Annotated in this window: 18 protein-coding genes and 1 tRNA gene; 5 read left to right on the plus strand and 14 right to left on the minus strand. The window is 71.7% G+C overall.

Annotated features, from left to right (window positions below; translation table 11 throughout):
• Positions 1-100 precede the first annotated feature (100 nt).
• Together HNR20_RS15525 and HNR20_RS15530 are read left to right on the plus strand one after the other, a co-directional pair.
• Entirely contained in the window at positions 101-517 is a 417-nt protein-coding gene (locus HNR20_RS15525; protein ID WP_184180523.1) for a hypothetical protein, read from the plus strand.
• Between the two features lie 341 nt (positions 518-858).
• A complete protein-coding gene (locus HNR20_RS15530; protein ID WP_184180525.1) occupies positions 859-1,404 on the plus strand; it encodes a hypothetical protein in 546 nt (181 codons plus the stop codon).
• 144 nt (positions 1,405-1,548) lie between these two features.
• Here HNR20_RS15530 and HNR20_RS15535 read toward each other — a convergent pair.
• Positions 1,549-1,620: transfer RNA gene (locus HNR20_RS15535), tRNA-Lys, on the minus strand.
• A gap of 258 nt (positions 1,621-1,878) precedes the next feature.
• Between HNR20_RS15535 and HNR20_RS15540 the strand changes: the two genes are divergently transcribed.
• A complete protein-coding gene (locus tag HNR20_RS15540) occupies positions 1,879-2,961 on the plus strand; it encodes an NAD-dependent epimerase/dehydratase family protein (RefSeq protein WP_184180527.1) in 1,083 nt (360 codons plus the stop codon).
• A 97-nt stretch (positions 2,962-3,058) separates the two neighbouring features.
• On the opposite strand, the gene HNR20_RS15545 is transcribed toward HNR20_RS15540, so the two are convergent.
• From HNR20_RS15545 to HNR20_RS15580, 8 genes are all read right to left on the minus strand, one after another.
• On the minus strand, positions 3,059-4,258 hold the full coding sequence (locus HNR20_RS15545) for a hypothetical protein (protein ID WP_184188498.1): 1,200 nt from the start codon (positions 4,256-4,258) through the stop codon (positions 3,059-3,061).
• A gap of 85 nt (positions 4,259-4,343) precedes the next feature.
• Positions 4,344-5,090, minus strand: coding sequence for a ZIP family metal transporter (locus tag HNR20_RS15550; RefSeq protein WP_184180529.1), 747 nt, complete (start codon positions 5,088-5,090; stop codon positions 4,344-4,346).
• 54 nt (positions 5,091-5,144) lie between these two features.
• Positions 5,145-6,335 carry a GNAT family N-acetyltransferase gene (locus HNR20_RS15555; protein WP_184180531.1) on the minus strand — a complete coding sequence of 397 codons (1,191 nt, stop codon included), beginning with the start codon at positions 6,333-6,335 and terminating at the stop codon, positions 5,145-5,147.
• Between the two features lie 80 nt (positions 6,336-6,415).
• A complete protein-coding gene (locus tag HNR20_RS15560; protein ID WP_184180533.1) occupies positions 6,416-7,108 on the minus strand; it encodes a hypothetical protein in 693 nt (230 codons plus the stop codon).
• The gene (locus HNR20_RS15565) at positions 7,105-7,950 is read right to left on the minus strand and encodes an ABC transporter ATP-binding protein (protein ID WP_184180534.1); all 846 of its coding nucleotides are present in this window, start codon (positions 7,948-7,950) and stop codon (positions 7,105-7,107) included. The genes HNR20_RS15560 and HNR20_RS15565 overlap by 4 nt, the downstream gene beginning before the upstream one ends.
• Positions 7,947-8,285, minus strand: a complete 339-nt coding sequence (locus HNR20_RS15570; RefSeq protein ID WP_184180536.1) for a PadR family transcriptional regulator — start codon at positions 8,283-8,285, stop codon at positions 7,947-7,949. The genes HNR20_RS15565 and HNR20_RS15570 overlap by 4 nt, the downstream gene beginning before the upstream one ends.
• Positions 8,286-8,386: 101 nt before the next feature.
• Positions 8,387-9,106, minus strand: a complete 720-nt coding sequence (locus HNR20_RS15575) for a PP2C family protein-serine/threonine phosphatase (RefSeq protein ID WP_184180538.1) — start codon at positions 9,104-9,106, stop codon at positions 8,387-8,389.
• 116 nt (positions 9,107-9,222) lie between these two features.
• Positions 9,223-9,783, minus strand: a complete 561-nt coding sequence (locus HNR20_RS15580) for an XRE family transcriptional regulator (RefSeq protein WP_229687020.1) — start codon at positions 9,781-9,783, stop codon at positions 9,223-9,225.
• 55 nt (positions 9,784-9,838) lie between these two features.
• Between HNR20_RS15580 and HNR20_RS15585 the strand changes: the two genes are divergently transcribed.
• The gene (locus tag HNR20_RS15585; RefSeq protein ID WP_184180540.1) at positions 9,839-11,080 is read left to right on the plus strand and encodes a benzoate/H(+) symporter BenE family transporter; all 1,242 of its coding nucleotides are present in this window, start codon (positions 9,839-9,841) and stop codon (positions 11,078-11,080) included.
• Positions 11,081-11,153: 73 nt separating this feature from the next.
• On the opposite strand, the gene HNR20_RS15590 is transcribed toward HNR20_RS15585, so the two are convergent.
• From HNR20_RS15590 to HNR20_RS15605, 4 genes are all read right to left on the minus strand, one after another.
• The gene (locus HNR20_RS15590) at positions 11,154-11,525 is read right to left on the minus strand and encodes a hypothetical protein (protein ID WP_184180542.1); all 372 of its coding nucleotides are present in this window, start codon (positions 11,523-11,525) and stop codon (positions 11,154-11,156) included.
• 109 nt (positions 11,526-11,634) lie between these two features.
• Positions 11,635-11,886 carry a hypothetical protein gene (locus tag HNR20_RS15595; protein WP_030486188.1) on the minus strand — a complete coding sequence of 84 codons (252 nt, stop codon included), beginning with the start codon at positions 11,884-11,886 and terminating at the stop codon, positions 11,635-11,637.
• 81 nt (positions 11,887-11,967) lie between these two features.
• Complete coding sequence (gene mscL, locus HNR20_RS15600; RefSeq protein WP_184180544.1) at positions 11,968-12,441, minus strand: large conductance mechanosensitive channel protein MscL; 474 nt, start codon at positions 12,439-12,441, stop codon at positions 11,968-11,970.
• Positions 12,442-12,480: 39 nt separating this feature from the next.
• Positions 12,481-13,173, minus strand: a complete 693-nt coding sequence (locus HNR20_RS15605; protein WP_184180546.1) for a FadR/GntR family transcriptional regulator — start codon at positions 13,171-13,173, stop codon at positions 12,481-12,483.
• Between the two features lie 50 nt (positions 13,174-13,223).
• Here HNR20_RS15605 and HNR20_RS15610 point away from each other — a divergent pair, with 50 nt between their 5' ends.
• Positions 13,224-14,504: an MFS transporter gene (locus HNR20_RS15610; RefSeq protein WP_184180548.1), complete on the plus strand. Its 1,281-nt coding sequence runs from the start codon at positions 13,224-13,226 to the stop codon at positions 14,502-14,504.
• A gap of 13 nt (positions 14,505-14,517) precedes the next feature.
• Here HNR20_RS15610 and HNR20_RS15615 read toward each other — a convergent pair whose 3' ends face one another.
• Positions 14,518-14,874, minus strand: coding sequence for an STAS domain-containing protein (locus HNR20_RS15615; RefSeq protein ID WP_151492618.1), 357 nt, complete (start codon positions 14,872-14,874; stop codon positions 14,518-14,520).
• Positions 14,875-14,999 lie beyond the last annotated feature (125 nt).

The following is a 14,999-nucleotide window of genomic DNA, read 5'->3' on the forward strand; positions in this document are numbered from 1 at the left end:
CAGGGCGTGTAAGAGGGTACCGAACGGACCTTAACGGCGATCATCGTGATGGATGAAGACACCGGGCGTGACGGTTCCGGTGCATCGAAGGAGGTCACCGATGAAGAGCCTTTCGCGACGTAGCCTGCGCATCCTCGCGGCTGCCGGGCTGGCTGTGCCCGCGGTGCTGGCGGTCTCCGGACCCGCCTACGCCGAGACGAACCCGCGCTGTGCGGGCTCCGTGCAGATCGGCGCGACCGCGTACGTGACCGTCGGCGGGCAGACCGCCGCATCCGTGAAGCAGTACAAGGGCTGCGGTAAGAACTACGCATACACGTACGTGTGGCAGCAGTACCGGGCGAGCCACGGCGCGTACCAGGTCTGCACCTCGATCGTGACCGGCAGCACGCTGCGCGACCTGCAGTGCTCGACCGGTGCTGAGGTCTGGTCCTCGGGTGCCAACACGCTGTCGGAGTGCACCCGGGCCCTCGGCGGGATCTCCGACGTGGCCTCGAAGGAGACCGGCGTGCGCTGCTGATCGGCAGCTCGACGTGCGGGGACGGCGATACAGGTAATCGTCGAGCGCGGCCGGCGGTCATCCGCCGAGCCGTGCGACCGCGGCGACCGCGCGATCAGCGCGGTCGCCGACCGGCCGTCGACGGCCGGGTGGTGTGCGGTCAAGGTCAGCTTCTCTGGTCAGCCGGGTCAGCCCGTAAAAGGATCATGGGCCGGCGATCCAACATCGCAGGCGGCCCGTGCTGCTACTGCCAGGTCGGATTTCCGAGCAGGCTGGCCAACGGGTGTTACATTGAACAATTCGCGTACATGAGGCTAATTGTCCAGGCAGGAGCACCGATACAGGTGGACATCCTTGCGGCAGTGGCAGCAGCCCTCTCGGCTGCGGTGGCAATTGTCGCAGCCACATTCGCGTTGCAGAATGCCAAGGGCGCCGTGCGGAGCGCCGAGATCGCCAACCGGGGCCTGCAGCGGCAGAACGTCGCCAACCTGTTCGACGGGTTCAACCTGGCCAACCAGGCGACGTTGGACCATCCGGAACTCCTGTACGAGGTGCATGGTCTGGATCGGTCGGTGGGCCTCGATGAAGCCCGCAGTATCGCGTACCTCAGCGTCCTTCTCGACGCGTTCCAGGCCTTCTACGACGACCTGTACGACGGCGACTTCGCGCGGATGGCGACGGACATGAAGGCTCGCTCGACCTTCTTGAACCGGGTCCTCGCCGTACCGGCGAACGACAGCCGATGGCGGGTCGCTCAGCGGATCTACTACGGCGACTTCGACAAGTCCTTCATCGACGCCGTGAACGACATCATGGCCTTCGAGCAGGGCCGGTCGGCCCCTGCGCAGGACCAGGACGCTGCCAACCATGCTCCCGTGCCTCGCCCTAGCGAGGAGGACGCTCGCTGACCCGCGCCCGAGTGGGGCGGTGTGGCTGATCAACGCCTCGCGCAGCACCGCCCGGCCGGGCCTTGTCCGTGCCGCCGTCCACCCGTGCGTGCGGCGCGAGCGTGGCGACGGCGGCGCTCACTGCGGCGACCGGCTGTTGTTTCGTGGGCCGCCAGGGACTCGAACCCTGAACCTATGGATTAAAAGTCCACAGCTCTGCCATTGAGCTAGCGGCCCGCGCGCTCAGGTTACCCGACGGTGAGCGTCGACGACTCATGGCTTCCGGCCAGCCGTCAATGCCTGCGCCTGGCACCCCTCACCGCACCTGATCATCACCATATCGGCGAGCTGGCGGTGTCCGGAGCGCTGGATAGCCCCATGTCGGGGATATGGAGTGGATCAAGCCCGGCCCGCGCCGCGGGGGCCGCGTGCGGCGGGGGTGGCGGAGGTCGGGGTGGGCGGTTGAGCTGCTGCTGGGCGGGTACGGGGTCGAGCATGCGGATCGTGGTGGTGGGGGCGAGCGGCAATGTCGGTACGGCGGTGCTGCGGCGGCTGCGCCGGGAGCGGGGCGTGGAGCTGGCCGGGGTGGTCCGGCGGTTGCCCGGACCGGATGCCGGTGAGCCGTACGACCAGGTGGAGTGGCACTCCTGCGACATCGGCGCGCCGGGCGCGGTGGGGCAGCTCGTCGAGATGTTCGCGGGTGCGGATGCGGTGGTGCACCTGGCCTGGCAGATCCAGCCCAGCCACGACCAGCGGGTGCTGCGTCGGACCAACGTCGACGGCAGTCGGGCGGTGTTCGACGCGGTGATCCGGGCCGGTGTGCCGGCGCTGGTGTACGCCTCGTCGGTCGGCACCTACGCGCCCGGCCCGAAGGATCACCCGGTCAGCGAGCGGTGGCCGGCGACCGGTGTGTCGGGTTCGTCGTACAGCGAGCACAAGGCGGAGGTGGAGGCGCTGCTGGACGAGGTCGAGCGGGATCACCCGACACTGCGGGTGGTGCGGATGCGACCCGGGTTGATCTTCCAGCGGGCCGCCGGGGTGGAGATCACCCGCTACTTCCTCGGCCCGCTGGCGCCGGTGCGGCTGCTGCGCTTCGGCCGGATTCCGCTGGTGCCGACGAACCGCCGGTTGCGGATGCAGGCGGTGCACGCCGACGACGTGGCTGACGCGTACGCCCGGGCGTTGTTGAGTGAGGTGCGCGGTGCTTTCAACGTCGCCGCGGACCCGGTGCTCACCCCGGAGCTGGTGGCTCGGCACTTCCACGGTTGGACGGTGCCGGTCGCCGCGCCGGTGCTGCGGGTGGCGGCGGCGCTGACCTGGCGGGCGCGGCTGCAGCCGGTCGACGCGGGCTGGGTGGAGCTGGGTCTGAACGCCCCGCTGATGTCCAGCGAGCGTGCGGAGACCGAGCTGGGTTGGCAGCCCAAGATCAGCGCGCTGACCGCGCTCAAGGAGCTCTTCGTCGGAATGGCCGGTCACGACCACGCGGGAAGCCCGCCACTGTCCGGCGCACGCGACCTGCCCGGCCAACCGGCAGCCCTCCTCGAGGCCCGACCCCCAGGCCAGGGAAACCCCTACTGACCCACGCCATCCGGGTGATCAAGAGCTTTCGGTCAGGACACGCCGTCCCGGTGACCGAAACCTCTTGATCACCGGGGCAGAGAAAGCCCTGCGGGGTTCAGCTCAGCTTGGAATTGGTGACTGTGGGGTTGCGGGCGCCGAGGAAGAAGATGCCGGGGAAGCCACTGGTCTCGAACTTGCCGCTGGGGTTGCGGCGCAGGGTCGAGTTTTCGATCTTCATTGTGCCGGTGCGGTTGTTGCTCACGAAGAAGACCGCGCCGCCGCCCTCGTTGGCCTTGTTGTTCTCGATGATCGTGCCGGCGATCCGTACGGTGAACTCGTTGCCGTCGCAGTAGATCGCGCCGCCGCTGCCGCCGCCGGGCGTGCCGGACTTGGCCGGGTTGGCGCCGTTGCCGATCGCCTCGTTGTGGCTGAGCACGCTGTTCAGCACCACCCAGGAGACGCCGATGCTGCTCAGCGCGCCTCCGTTGGAGCAGGAGCCGCCCTGGCCGGATGCGCCGCCGAAGGTGCTGCTCACCACGTACACCGGTTTGTTGTCGTGCTGGCTCAGCACCCGGATGGCCGCGCCGCCCAGGTCGGGACCGGTGCGGTCGCAGCGGTTGCGGACGAAGCGCGAGTTGACCACCTTGAATCGCCCGCCGCGGACGAAGATCGCCCCACCGCCGCCGCCCTCGGCCTCGTCGCCGGTGGAGTTGCCGTCGGCGAAGGTCAGGTTCTGCACGGTGAGCTGCGGGTGGTCCTGGTTCTGGCAGTGCGAGGTGGTCCAGCCCTGGGCCTCGTCGCAGGTGTTCATGTAGAGAATGCGGCGCTTGCCCTGACCACTCAGCGTGACCTTGCCGCCGCCGTCCAGCACGACCTTCGGCCCGTTGGCGTTGCGGACCTTCGCGGTGGCGGTCATCTTGATCGCCACCGGGGCCGGTCCACAGTTGAACGTGATGACACCGCCGGCCGCGACGGCCTGCACGACTGCCGCGGAGGTGCAGCTCGCCGGGGTGCCGGTGCCGATGGTCCGGGTCGGCTTCGAGGTGTCCACCGCCCGTGCCTCGGCTGGCACGGCGGCCTTGCCGTTCGGGTTACCGGCCGCGAGCACCTTGTCGGCCGGCTTCGGGCTCGCACTGGCCCCCGGGCCACCGAGACCGTCGCGGCCCGTCGGCGCTTCGCCCTGGTTGCCCGTCGGCAGGGGCTTCGGTGCGGCCGACACGCCGGGCTGGAAGGCGGGAGCCGGATCGTTGGACGCGCAGGCGGGCAGGGTCGCCGTGGCGACACCAAGGGCGAGCAGAGCAGCAAGCGACGTCATGCGCACCCTGTGATGCTAGGAGCCCTGACGGCGTCACGACGAATCCGCCGTGCGGGCTTAATCCCTGGTTAAGGCTGGGCGGGGCTCAGGCGCGGGACAGAGCGAAGGCGGTCAGGAAGCCGGCGACCGTGATGAGACCGACCAGCAGGTGCGCGTTCTCGAACGCCTCGGGAACCATGGTGTCGGTGATCATCGCGAGGATCGCGCCGGCGGCCAGCGCCGTGATCCCGGCCAGCACCTCCGGCGGGGCACCCCCCAGCACCGAGTTACCGAGCAGCGCGGCCGCCCCGCTGATCAGGGCGATCCCGACCCAGAGCAGGAAGACGAACCGCCGGGACCGGCCGGCCTGGCGCATGCCGGCCGCGCTGGACAGGCCCTCCGGAACGTTGCTCAGGAAGACCGCCGCCACCGTGACCAGGCTGACCGTGCCGCCGCTGAGCAGGCTCGCGCCGATCACCACCGACTCCGGTATGCCGTCCAGGAGCGCGCCGACCGCGATCGCCGACCCGGAACCGGGTTGCTCACCCTCGGAGGGCTGGGAGCCCGAGCGTTTCCGGTTCCGCGCGCCGTGTCGGGCAAGCGCCAGGTTGGCCAGGGTGTAGACGACCGCACCGCCGCCCGCGCCGAGAACGGTGGGCAGCATCCCGCCCTGGGCGTGCGCCTCGGCGATCATTTCGAAGGACACGGCCGAGAGCAGCACCCCCGCCCCGAACGCCATGATCGACGCGATGACGCGCTGCGGCACCCGGGCGAACCAGCCGACGGCCGCCCCGACCAGCAGAGCCGACCCGGCCAGCAGCCCCCACCCACCCGCCTGCAACCACTCCGGCATTCGCGGGACGGTACCCACGGTCGCCGGCCCGGCAAACCCGGCCCTGAGGAAGTCTCAGAAGTCGGCGAAGAGGTACGGCACCCGGCGGGGGAAGATGCTGCGCAGCTCGGCGGCGGCGTCCGGCGGCACCTCGCCCAGCCCACGCAATGGCAGCTCGGCCGGGTCCAGCACCCCGTACGTGAGGGCGGACAGCCCGGCCGCCGTGAGCGTGGCGTTCGGCGCGCGACCGGTGGTGTCGGCGACCAGCTCCAGCGCGCCGGTCGTGCCGTCCAGCAGGTGGGTGCCGGCCAGCCAACGGTCCCCGGTCAACTCCACCCGTACCCGGCCAGGGCCGGCGGGCAGCCCGCTCAACGCGTCCAGCGACAACAGCCGGGCCATCGGGGCGGACGACCCCGGCACGGCCGTCCGCGCCTCGACGTGCACGTCCAGGTCGGTCAACCACAGCTCCGGCAACTCGTCGGGTGGGACCTGGACGGTGATCCGCGCGATCTGGTCGACGTGCCGGGCGAAGAACTGCAACAGCAACGCCCGCGCGAGCGGATCGCTGACCAGCAGTTCGTTGCCCTGCAGCGTGCCGCCGTGGTCGTCGATGCGGTACGTCACCGCGCCGGTGACCTCACCGTCGACGCGGGCGGTGAGCAGCCAGTACTCGTCGCGGTCGCGCATTCCGACCGCCCGGTACTCCGGGAAGATGGAGAAGCCGTGCCGCTCCTGAAGGTTGCGCTCGGTGAACGCGCGCCACGTCGGATAGCCGGCGGCGATGCGTTCCCAGCTCACCTCGCCCGGCAGGTCCGCGCGCAGCAGCGACCCCAGGTTGTCCGGGGCGAAGGTGACTCTGCGGGGCTTGGGCAGCCCGACGTAGCCGAACCGGGCGTAGAAGCTCGGCCGGAACGGGTAGAGAGCGCTGAGCACGTGTCCCTCGTCGCGCATCTCGTCGAGGAGTTGGTGCAGCAGCGTCCGGACGTGCCCCTGCCGGCGGGCCAGCGGATGGGTGGCCACCCCGGCGACCCCGGCCATCGGCAGCACCACCCCGCGCAGGTTCTGTCGCATCCCGATTGCCGAGACGGCGGCCAGCGTGGTGCCGTCCTCCTCGACGATCAGCGTCCGGTTGCCCTGGTTGTAGGGCAGGTAGTCGCGGAACTCCTCGGTCCGGGCGGCACTGAGCGGCGACGACTCGAAGGCGTACGCGGCCAGGGGGAAGCTGGTGGTGAGACGGTCGTCGGCGGTCACCCGGCGGATGGTCATCCGCCCATCTCAACCTGCCGTGCGGATCGCAGCAACCGGATTCACGGTATCCGTGGCGCCAGCACCGGCCAGTGCGCCGGTCAGCCGATCGACAGGTGTCGCAGGTGCCGGCGGCGGCGCAGCCGGACGCTGGCGACGGCCGCCACGCCGAGGGCCAGCAGGGCGGTGACGGCGACCCCGTGCAGGACTCCCCGGGCGAGGTAGCCCTGGTCGGTGTGGTCCACCGCCCAGGTGGCGATCTCCCGGGTCGACCAGAACGGCGTCAACCTCGCCCTCGACCCGGCCGGGTCGATCAGCATCTGCACGGTCACCACGGTGAGGAGCAGCAGCGTCCCCTCCAACTCGCGGGGCAGTAGCGCACCGATCAGCATCCCGAACGGCGCCGCCACCCCGACGGAGCAGAGCATCGCCGCCGCCAGGCCGCCGTAGCGCAGGTCCGCGCCGTCGAGCATGGGAAGCAGGAAGAACGGTACGGAGATGACCAGCCCCACCGTCCACAGTCCGAGCATCCGACCCAGGTAGAGGTGGTGCGGCCGGTAGCCGGCCAACCGCAGCCTCGGCTCCAGCTCGCGCGCCGCCGTGGTGGCGAACAGCGCGGCGGTGCTCACCGCCCAGCCCACACCGAGCAGCAGCGACCGGACCGACTGCCCGAGGTAGGCGTCCCGCCGAATCAGGTAGAAGGTCAACGGCATCAACAGCAACAACAGGAGTACGCCCCGACGCCGCAGCAGCTCCCGCAGGGTCATCTCGGCGACGGTGACGAGCCGGTTCACGAGTGGCCTCCCTGGACACCGGGCGCGCGCCACCCGGTCGCTTGTGTCGGGGTCAGGTCGAGCACTGTGTCCACCCGGTCGAGCTGGTTGAGCAGGTGGGTCACCACGACGATCGCCGTGCCCGCGTCACGCAGTCGGCAGAGCTGGTCCCAGAAGTTGACGTAGGTGCCCTGGTCGAAGCCCTGGTACGGCTCGTCGAGCAGCAGCACGTCCGGCCTGCTCAGCGTGGACATGGTCAGGTTGAGCTTCTGCCGGGTGCCACCGGACAGGTGTCGAGCCTGTACGTCACCGCCCGCCTCCCAGCCGAGCTGCCGGGCCGCTGCCCGTCCGGCGCGGCGGGCCGGACCTCGGGCCACTCCCTGACCGGCGCCGACCAGCACGAAGTGCTCGTCGGCGAGCAGGAAGTCGGCGGTGCCGCCGGACTGCGGGCAGTAGCCGAGCCGGCCGGAGACGGTCACCTCACCGGCGTCGGGGGAGACCAGCCCGGCGCAGATCCGCAGGAAGGTGCTCTTGCCGCAGCCGTTCGCGCCGATGACGGCGGCGATCTGGCCGGCCCGGACGGTCAACGTCGCGTCGCGCAGCACCGGCTGCCGGCCGTACCGCTTGGTGACGCCCTCGGCGTGCAGCCGGACCGGCCCGGGGCGTGGTCCCGGCGCGGTGCCGATGCTCTCCACGACCGCTCCCGCGTACTGCTGGGGTGGACCGAAGACGACCAAGGGGTCGCCGCCCCCCTCGCGCAGGTGTGTGGCGGCTTCCGCGACAACGTGCCGGGCGGCATCCGCCGCGACTCGGCGCTGGTGCAGCTCGGCCGTGAGCGTTCGCAGCCAATCGTCGGCGTTCACCGGGCGACCCCCTTCGTGACGATGTCGTTCACCGGGCCGACGAAGGTGAGCCAGGCACTGCCGCCCTCGCGAAGCGCCGCGTACCCGTCGTTGGTCAGCCGGTAGTACTTGCGGGCCGGCCCGGCGCTGCCCTCGCGCCACTGCGCGGTCACCAGGCCGGTCTTCTGCAGGCGCAGCAGCACGGGATAGAGCGTGCCGCCCTGGATCGGCCCGACGCCCGACACGTCGAGCGCCTGGGCGAGCTGGTAGCCGTAGGACTCGCGTTCGGCCAACATCGCCAGGACGCAGATGTCGAGCACCCCTCGCAGCCACTGCCCACGGCGGTCGGAATCCACCCGCCGGACACTAGCGGTGCAACCTAGATGGCACAACTACGTAGTGAGCCCGGCGGAACCCACCCGGCCGGTCCGGTGAACCGTCGAGCGGGCCGTACGGGTCAGCGGGTGACGACGTCGGAGACCACGACGGTCACGTTGTCCGGCGCGCCGGCGTGGTGGGCGAGCTTCACCAACTGCTCCCCGCATTGCTGGCGGTCGGAGTACATGCCCAGCGCCGCCGCGATGGCGTCGTCCTCGACGTAGTCGGAGAGCCCGTCGCTGCAGAGCAGCAGTCGGTCGCCGGGGACCACGGTGAGCACACCGATCGCCGGTGGGGTGTCGGCCCCCTGCACGGCCCGGGTCACGAGAGACCGCTGCGGGTGGTGGCGGGCCTGCTCGGGGGAGAGGGTGCCCTGGTCGACCAGCGCCTGAACGAAGGTGTCGTCCCGGGTGAGCTGGGTCAGCTCCCCGTCGCGCAGCAGGTAGCAGCGGGAGTCGCCGACCTGGGCCAGCACCAGCGTTTCCCCGGCCAGCAGCGCCGCGGTGAGCGTGGTGCCCATCCCGTCGCGGCTCGGGTCGACGGTGATGGCGGCGTGGATCCGTTGGTTGGCGGTGCTGACCACGGCACGCAGGGCGTCGGCGGCGCCGTCGGGCTCGGTGGGCGGGGCCAGCTCGTCCAGGATCCGGATCACGATCTCGCTCGCCACCTCGCCCGCGGGCAGCCCGCCCATGCCGTCGGCGACGGCGATCAGGCGGTCACCGGCGAGGGCGGAGTCCTCGTTGTTGGTGCGAACCAAGCCGATGTCGTTGAGGATGACCGAGCGGAGGATCAGCGTCATGGGGTCAAGCTTGCCAAGAACAACCCGCATTCGTCTCTACGCCTACTGCGTAGGGTCGAGAAATGATTGCGATCTTCGTCGTCGGAGCTGGCGAACCGAGGCCGATCGGCCGGTCCTCAGTGGCGTGGATAACGCAGTAGCAGGCTGGCGGCGACCTCCTCGTCACCCACCGCCGCGTACGTGTGCGGCACGTCCGAGACCCAGCGGAGGTGACCGCCGGCCGGGGCGGTCAGCGGCGCGTCGGCCGGGCCGGCGCGCAGCACCCCGGCGAAGACGGTGACGTGCTCGGTGACCCCGGGCTGGTGGGCGGGGGAGAGTTGCCCCGGGCCGGGCGTGACCCGCATCCGGTACAGCTCGTAGGTCGCGTCGGTGTCGGTGAACACCTCCAGCAGGGTGGCGGTGACCGCGGTGCCGTGCACGGTGGGCTCGGCGGCCGGCTCGGCCAGCACGGCGGTCAGCGGTACGCCGAGCTGCGCGGTGACCGCCCAGAGCGTCTCCAGGGTCGGGTTGCGGGTGCCGTGCTCCAGGCCGGAGAGGGTGGCCTTACCGACGCCGGCGAGCCGGGCCAGTGTGGACAGCGAGATCCCGCGCTCCTCGCGCAGGGCGCGGACCCGGCGGCCGACGACGGAGGGATCCACGTCGAGGCCCGGACGGCGGGCTGGTGGTGGGTGCGGCACCCGGCTATCGTGCTACACACTGTCGTTCCGTAAACGGAACAGTCGGGAGGGTGGGATGGCCGGACGCGTCCAACCGGTGCTGGCCGGCGCGGTGACCGCCCTGGTCGGCTTCGCCAGCTCGTTCACCGTCGTGCTGGCCGGGCTCCGGGCGGCCGGCGCATCGGACGCGCAGGCCGCCTCCGGCCTGCTCGCCCTCTGCGTGGCGTGCGGGCTCGCCGCCGCCTGGCTGGGCTGGCGGCACCGGATACCGATGAGCGTGGCCTGGTCCACGCCGGGTGCGGCGCTGCTGGTGGCGACCGGGCCACCGCCGGGCGGGTGGCCGGTCGCGGTGGGCGCCTTCCTCGTCTCCGGCGTGCTGATCGTGGCGGCCGGGCTGTTCCCGCCACTCGGTCGTGCGGTGGCCGCCATCCCCAAGCCGGTGGCCGGTGCGATGCTCGCCGGGGTGCTGTTGCCGCTGTGCACCGCTCCGGTCCGCGCGCTTGTCGAGTTGCCCACGGTGGCCGGCCCGGTGGTGGTCGGCTGGTTGCTGCTGCACCGGTTCGCCCGCCGCTGGGCGGTGCCCGGCGCGTTGCTGGTGGCGGTGATCGCGATCGCGCTGACCGCGCCGCCGACCGGCCTGACCGGTGCCGCGTTGGCTCCGTCGATCACCCTGACCGCGCCGGCCTGGAACGCGTCCGCGCTGGTCGGTCTCGCCCTACCGTTGTTCCTGGTCACCATGGCCGCGCAGAACGTACCCGGCATGGCGGTGCTGGTCGGCTACGGCTACCGGCCGCCGTTCGGCGCCGCGCTTCGGGCGACCGGCCTGGCCAGCCTGGTCGCCGCCCCGGCCGGCGGGCACGCGGTGAACCTCGCGGCGATCACCGCCGCGTTGGCCGCCGGCCCCGACGCCCACCCGGACCCGGAACGCCGCTGGGTCGCCTCGGTCACCGCCGGTGTCGGGCTGGCCCTGCTCGGCCTGGGCGCCGGCGTGGCCACCGCGCTGGTCGCCGTCGCGCCGCCGATCCTCATCGAGGCGGTCGCCGGGCTGGCCCTGCTGGGCGCCCTCGCCACCGCGCTCGCCTCGGCGGTGACCGACCCGACGACCCGCGAGGCCGCCGTGGTCACCTTCGTGGTGACCGCCTCCGGGGTGACGCTGATCGGCGTGGGCGGAGCGTTCTGGGGCCTGGTCGCCGGCTGCCTGATGCTGCTGCTCTTCCACCGCCGCCCACCCGTCGTGCCGGCCGCCGCACCCGAAAGATCAACACCAGAGCGCGAAGATCGCGTCCTGCCCACCGACCGGACACCCCAACATCACTGATCTGGTACTCCAGATCGCCGACGTGGCGGTATCCCCGTCGCTGAATACCGCCACGTCGCCGATATGGAGTCGATCATTCCTCTGGCGGTAGGTCGGCCACGCCCACGGCGAGGAGGACCCGGCCGTCGGCGACCGAGCCGATCCGGTCGGCCGGTACGTAGACCGCCCCGGTGCGGGTCAGATCGGTCGAGACCTTCAGGTAGCCGCTGTGCAGCAGCCGCGCCGCCAGATCGGCCGGAACGTCCGGCTCCTCGACCGCCGTGGCCTCGATCAGCTCGTCCAGGCTGCTGCCCGGGTCGGCGGTCGGCGTCTGGACGGTCACCGCGTTGGGGTCGGCCCGCTGGACGAGGTCCACCGTGCCGACTTCGGTGCCGGCTGAGTCGATCACCGGCATCCCGGTGGTGATCCGCGAGATGGTCGCCTGCTGCTCGTCCTGCTGGTCCATCCCATTGCGGTTCCCGGGGCGGTACGCCGCTAAACGCCGCCGCCGACCCGCCCAGCGCTCGGCCCGGAGGTCAGTCAGCCCGGCAGCCCGCTGGCCCGGCGGCGACCGTTCAGCTGTTCGGAAGGGTCCAGCCACCCGGCGGGCGCGGGGACAGTTCCCGCCACGTGTCCGGACCGTCGAGCAGCGCCCGGACCGTGTCCTCGGCTTCGTCCGCACTGCCGTACTCGTAGAACCGGGAGATGCCCTCGGCGCCGCCGGCCCGCTGCTCGACGTGCCACCGGTCGGCGTCCACCCGCAGGAATACGTCCCGCCGGGCCAGGCGCCCCCACTTCCCGTTCCACCAGTGCTTCCGCTGCTCCATGGCGGGACTCTATCGAACACACGTACGAGAAGGTGCGGCCCCTGCGGGAATCCCACAGGGGCCGATGTGCTTCCGCTCGGGTCAGCGCTGCGTCGGCGGCTCGGTGCGACGGCCCAGCACGTCGTCCAGCGCCCCGCGCTGCTGGCCCGGGGTGGTGTGGCCGGCGGAGACCAGGGCGTCCCGGATCTCGGTGAGCAGCTTGACCTCCTCGCTCGGCGCCGAAGGCGGCGGCTCCTCGCCCCGCTTGCGCCGCTCGGCCAGCCGGTTCATCGGGTAGACGACCAGGAAGTAGAGCGCCAGCGCGGTCAGCAGGAAGGTGATCACCGCGTTGACGAAGGAGATCCAGTCGAAGGCGATGCCGCGGAACTTGGGCGCCGTTCCGGCGAGGCCCTTGTCGCTGCCCGTGATGAGCAACACGAAGACCCGAATCAGCGGATCCAGGAACGACTTGGTGAGTTGGGTGACCACGCCCGTGAACGCGGCGCCGATGACGACACCGACCGCCAGGTCGACGACGTTGCCGCGCATGATGAAGTCTTTGAAGCCCTTGAGCATCCGTACTCCCGAGGTGTCCGCTTTTCTGTCGGGGACAACCTATGCCCAGGGAGCGGGCTCCAGAAAAGCGCCAGCTTCGATCGCCGCCCGGCCCGGATCGCCGGCCCGGATCGCCTCGACCAGCCGGGTGTGGTCGACGTAGCGCTCAGGTGTGAGCGCTCCCCCCATCGCCTGGGCGACCGTGCTGCGCAGGGCGGCGCCGACCGAGGCGTACAGCTCGGCGAGCATGGCGTTGTGGGCGGCGGCGACCACCGCGATGTGCAGTGCCGCGTCGGCCTCGACGAACGCGTCGACCCGGCCGCCGTGCCAGGCGGCCTCGCGTGCGGCGAGCGCGCCGTCGAGCGCCGCCAGGTCCTCCGGTGTACGCCGCAGCGCGGCGAGCCGGGCGGCCTCCACCTCGAAGGCACGACGCACCTCGATGACCTCGGTCATCCGGTCGTCGCCGAGTTGGCGGGCCACCACCGGCGCCAGTTCGTCGGTGGACACCACGTAGGTGCCGGAGCCCTGCCGGCACTCCAGCACCCCGGCGTGCACCAGGGCGCGGACCGACTCGCGGACCGTGTTGCGCCCCACGCCGAGTGCGGCGACCAGTTGCGGCTCGGTGGGGATGCGTCCGCCGACCGGCCACTCGCCGCCGAGGATCCGGGCCCGGAGCTGCTCGATGGTCTGCCGGACCCGGTGGCCCCGGGGCGGCACCGGCGGCGCGGAGGCGAAATCGACTGACGGTGGCACTGGTTACATCACCGAGCCCAAATTCATCCCATGATTGTAGGTTGGATGCCATGACCCCGCCACCTACCGCCGCTCCGGCGCTGCCCGCTCCCGTCGCCGTCGACCCACACTCAACGCGCGACCCCGGTGCGGGCCGACGGACGCACCCGGCCACCGGTGGCGCGCTCGTGCTGGTCGGGATGCTGCTGGTCGCGCTGAACCTGCGCGCCGTGGTGACGAGCCTCGGCGCCCTGCTCGACGAGGTCCGCGACGGGCTGGGTCTCTCCGGCGCGACCGCCGGCCTGGTCACCACCCTGCCGACCATCGCGTTCGCCGGCCTCGGCGCGCTCACCCCGTGGCTGGTCCGCCGGGTGGCGCCGGCCCGGGTGCTCGTGGTCGCCATGCTCGCCCTCGCCGTCGGCCAGGTGCTCCGGGCCATGACCGACTCGGCCTGGATCTTCGTGCTCACCAGCGCGCTGGCGCTGTCCGGCATCGCGGTCGCCAACATCCTGCTGCCGATGCTGGTCAAGCAGCACTTCCCGCATCGCACCGGCCTGGTCACCGGGGCGTACACGATGGCGCTGACCCTGGGCACGACGGTGGCCGCGGCCTCCGCGGTGCCGATCGCGCACGCCTTCGGGTCGTGGCGCGCCGGTCTCGGCATCTGGGCGGCGATGGCCGCAGTGGCCGTACTCCCGTGGGTGCCGCTGGCGCTGCGGACCCGCCGCGCCGCGCGGCGCGCGACCTCGACGGCGGCCGCCACCGCGCCGGTGCGGGTCCGGCCGGCGCGGACCCGGCTCGGCTGGGCCATGGCCGTCTACTTCGGGGCGCAGTCGCTCAGTGGGTACGCGATCATGGGCTGGCTGGCCCAGCTGTTCCGGGACGCCGGCTACCAGCCGGAGTCGGCCGGGCTGCTGCTCGCCGGGGTGACCGCGCTCGGTGTGCCCATCGCGCTGCTGATGCCCACCGTGGCCGGCCGGATGGCCACCCTGCGCCCGCTGGTGCTCGGGATGACCACCGCGTCGACGCTGGCCTACCTGGGGCTGGCGCTCGCCCCGCACGGCGCCGCGCTGCTCTGGGTGCTCCTGCTGGCGATCGGCCAGGGCGCGTTCCCGATGATCCTGACCGCCATCGGCCTGCGCGCCCGCACGGCCGAGGGGACGGTGGCACTCTCCGCGTTCGCGCAGAGCACCGGGTACGTGATCGCAGCCCTCGGCCCACTGCTGGTCGGCATCCTCTACGAGGTCACCGGCGGCTGGACCGCGCCGATCGGGTTCCTGTTGGGCGCGCTCGCCGTGCAGACGGCGGCGGGCCTGGCAATCGCCCGTCCCCGCTACGTCGAGGACGAGTGAGAAGCAGCAGCGGTCAGGAGGAGGCCGGGGTCGGCTCGCCGGCGACTGCCTCATCCACCGTGGGGTAGGTGTGCAGCACCTCGACCAGCCCGCTCACCTCGAGGATGCGCAGCACACCCCGCTGCGGGGCGGCCAGCCGGACCACGCCGCCGGCCTCGTCGCAGCTGTTCTTGGCGCGGACGAAGACCGACAGGCCGGTCGAGTCGCAGAACGAGACGTTCGCCAGGTCGAACACCAGCCGGTTGCGACCCTTGTCGAGCAGGTCGGTGATCTGGTCCTGGAGCTGCGGTGCGGTGGCCATGTCCAGCTCGCCCGCGACCGACACGACGACCACGTCGCCGCGTTGTTCCGTGTGCACCGTCAAGGACATTCGCCAGACCTCCTGTTATCGGGGGAACGGTATCCCACGACCGGGGTCGGACGCAGAACGGGAGCCGTGATCCGGTGGCCATCATCATTCCGTTGCTACGGGGCAAGTAGTTGGTCAGTCTCCGG

It is taken from the genome of Micromonospora parathelypteridis, assembly GCF_014201145.1.
Lineage (GTDB): Bacteria > Actinomycetota > Actinomycetes > Mycobacteriales > Micromonosporaceae > Micromonospora > Micromonospora parathelypteridis.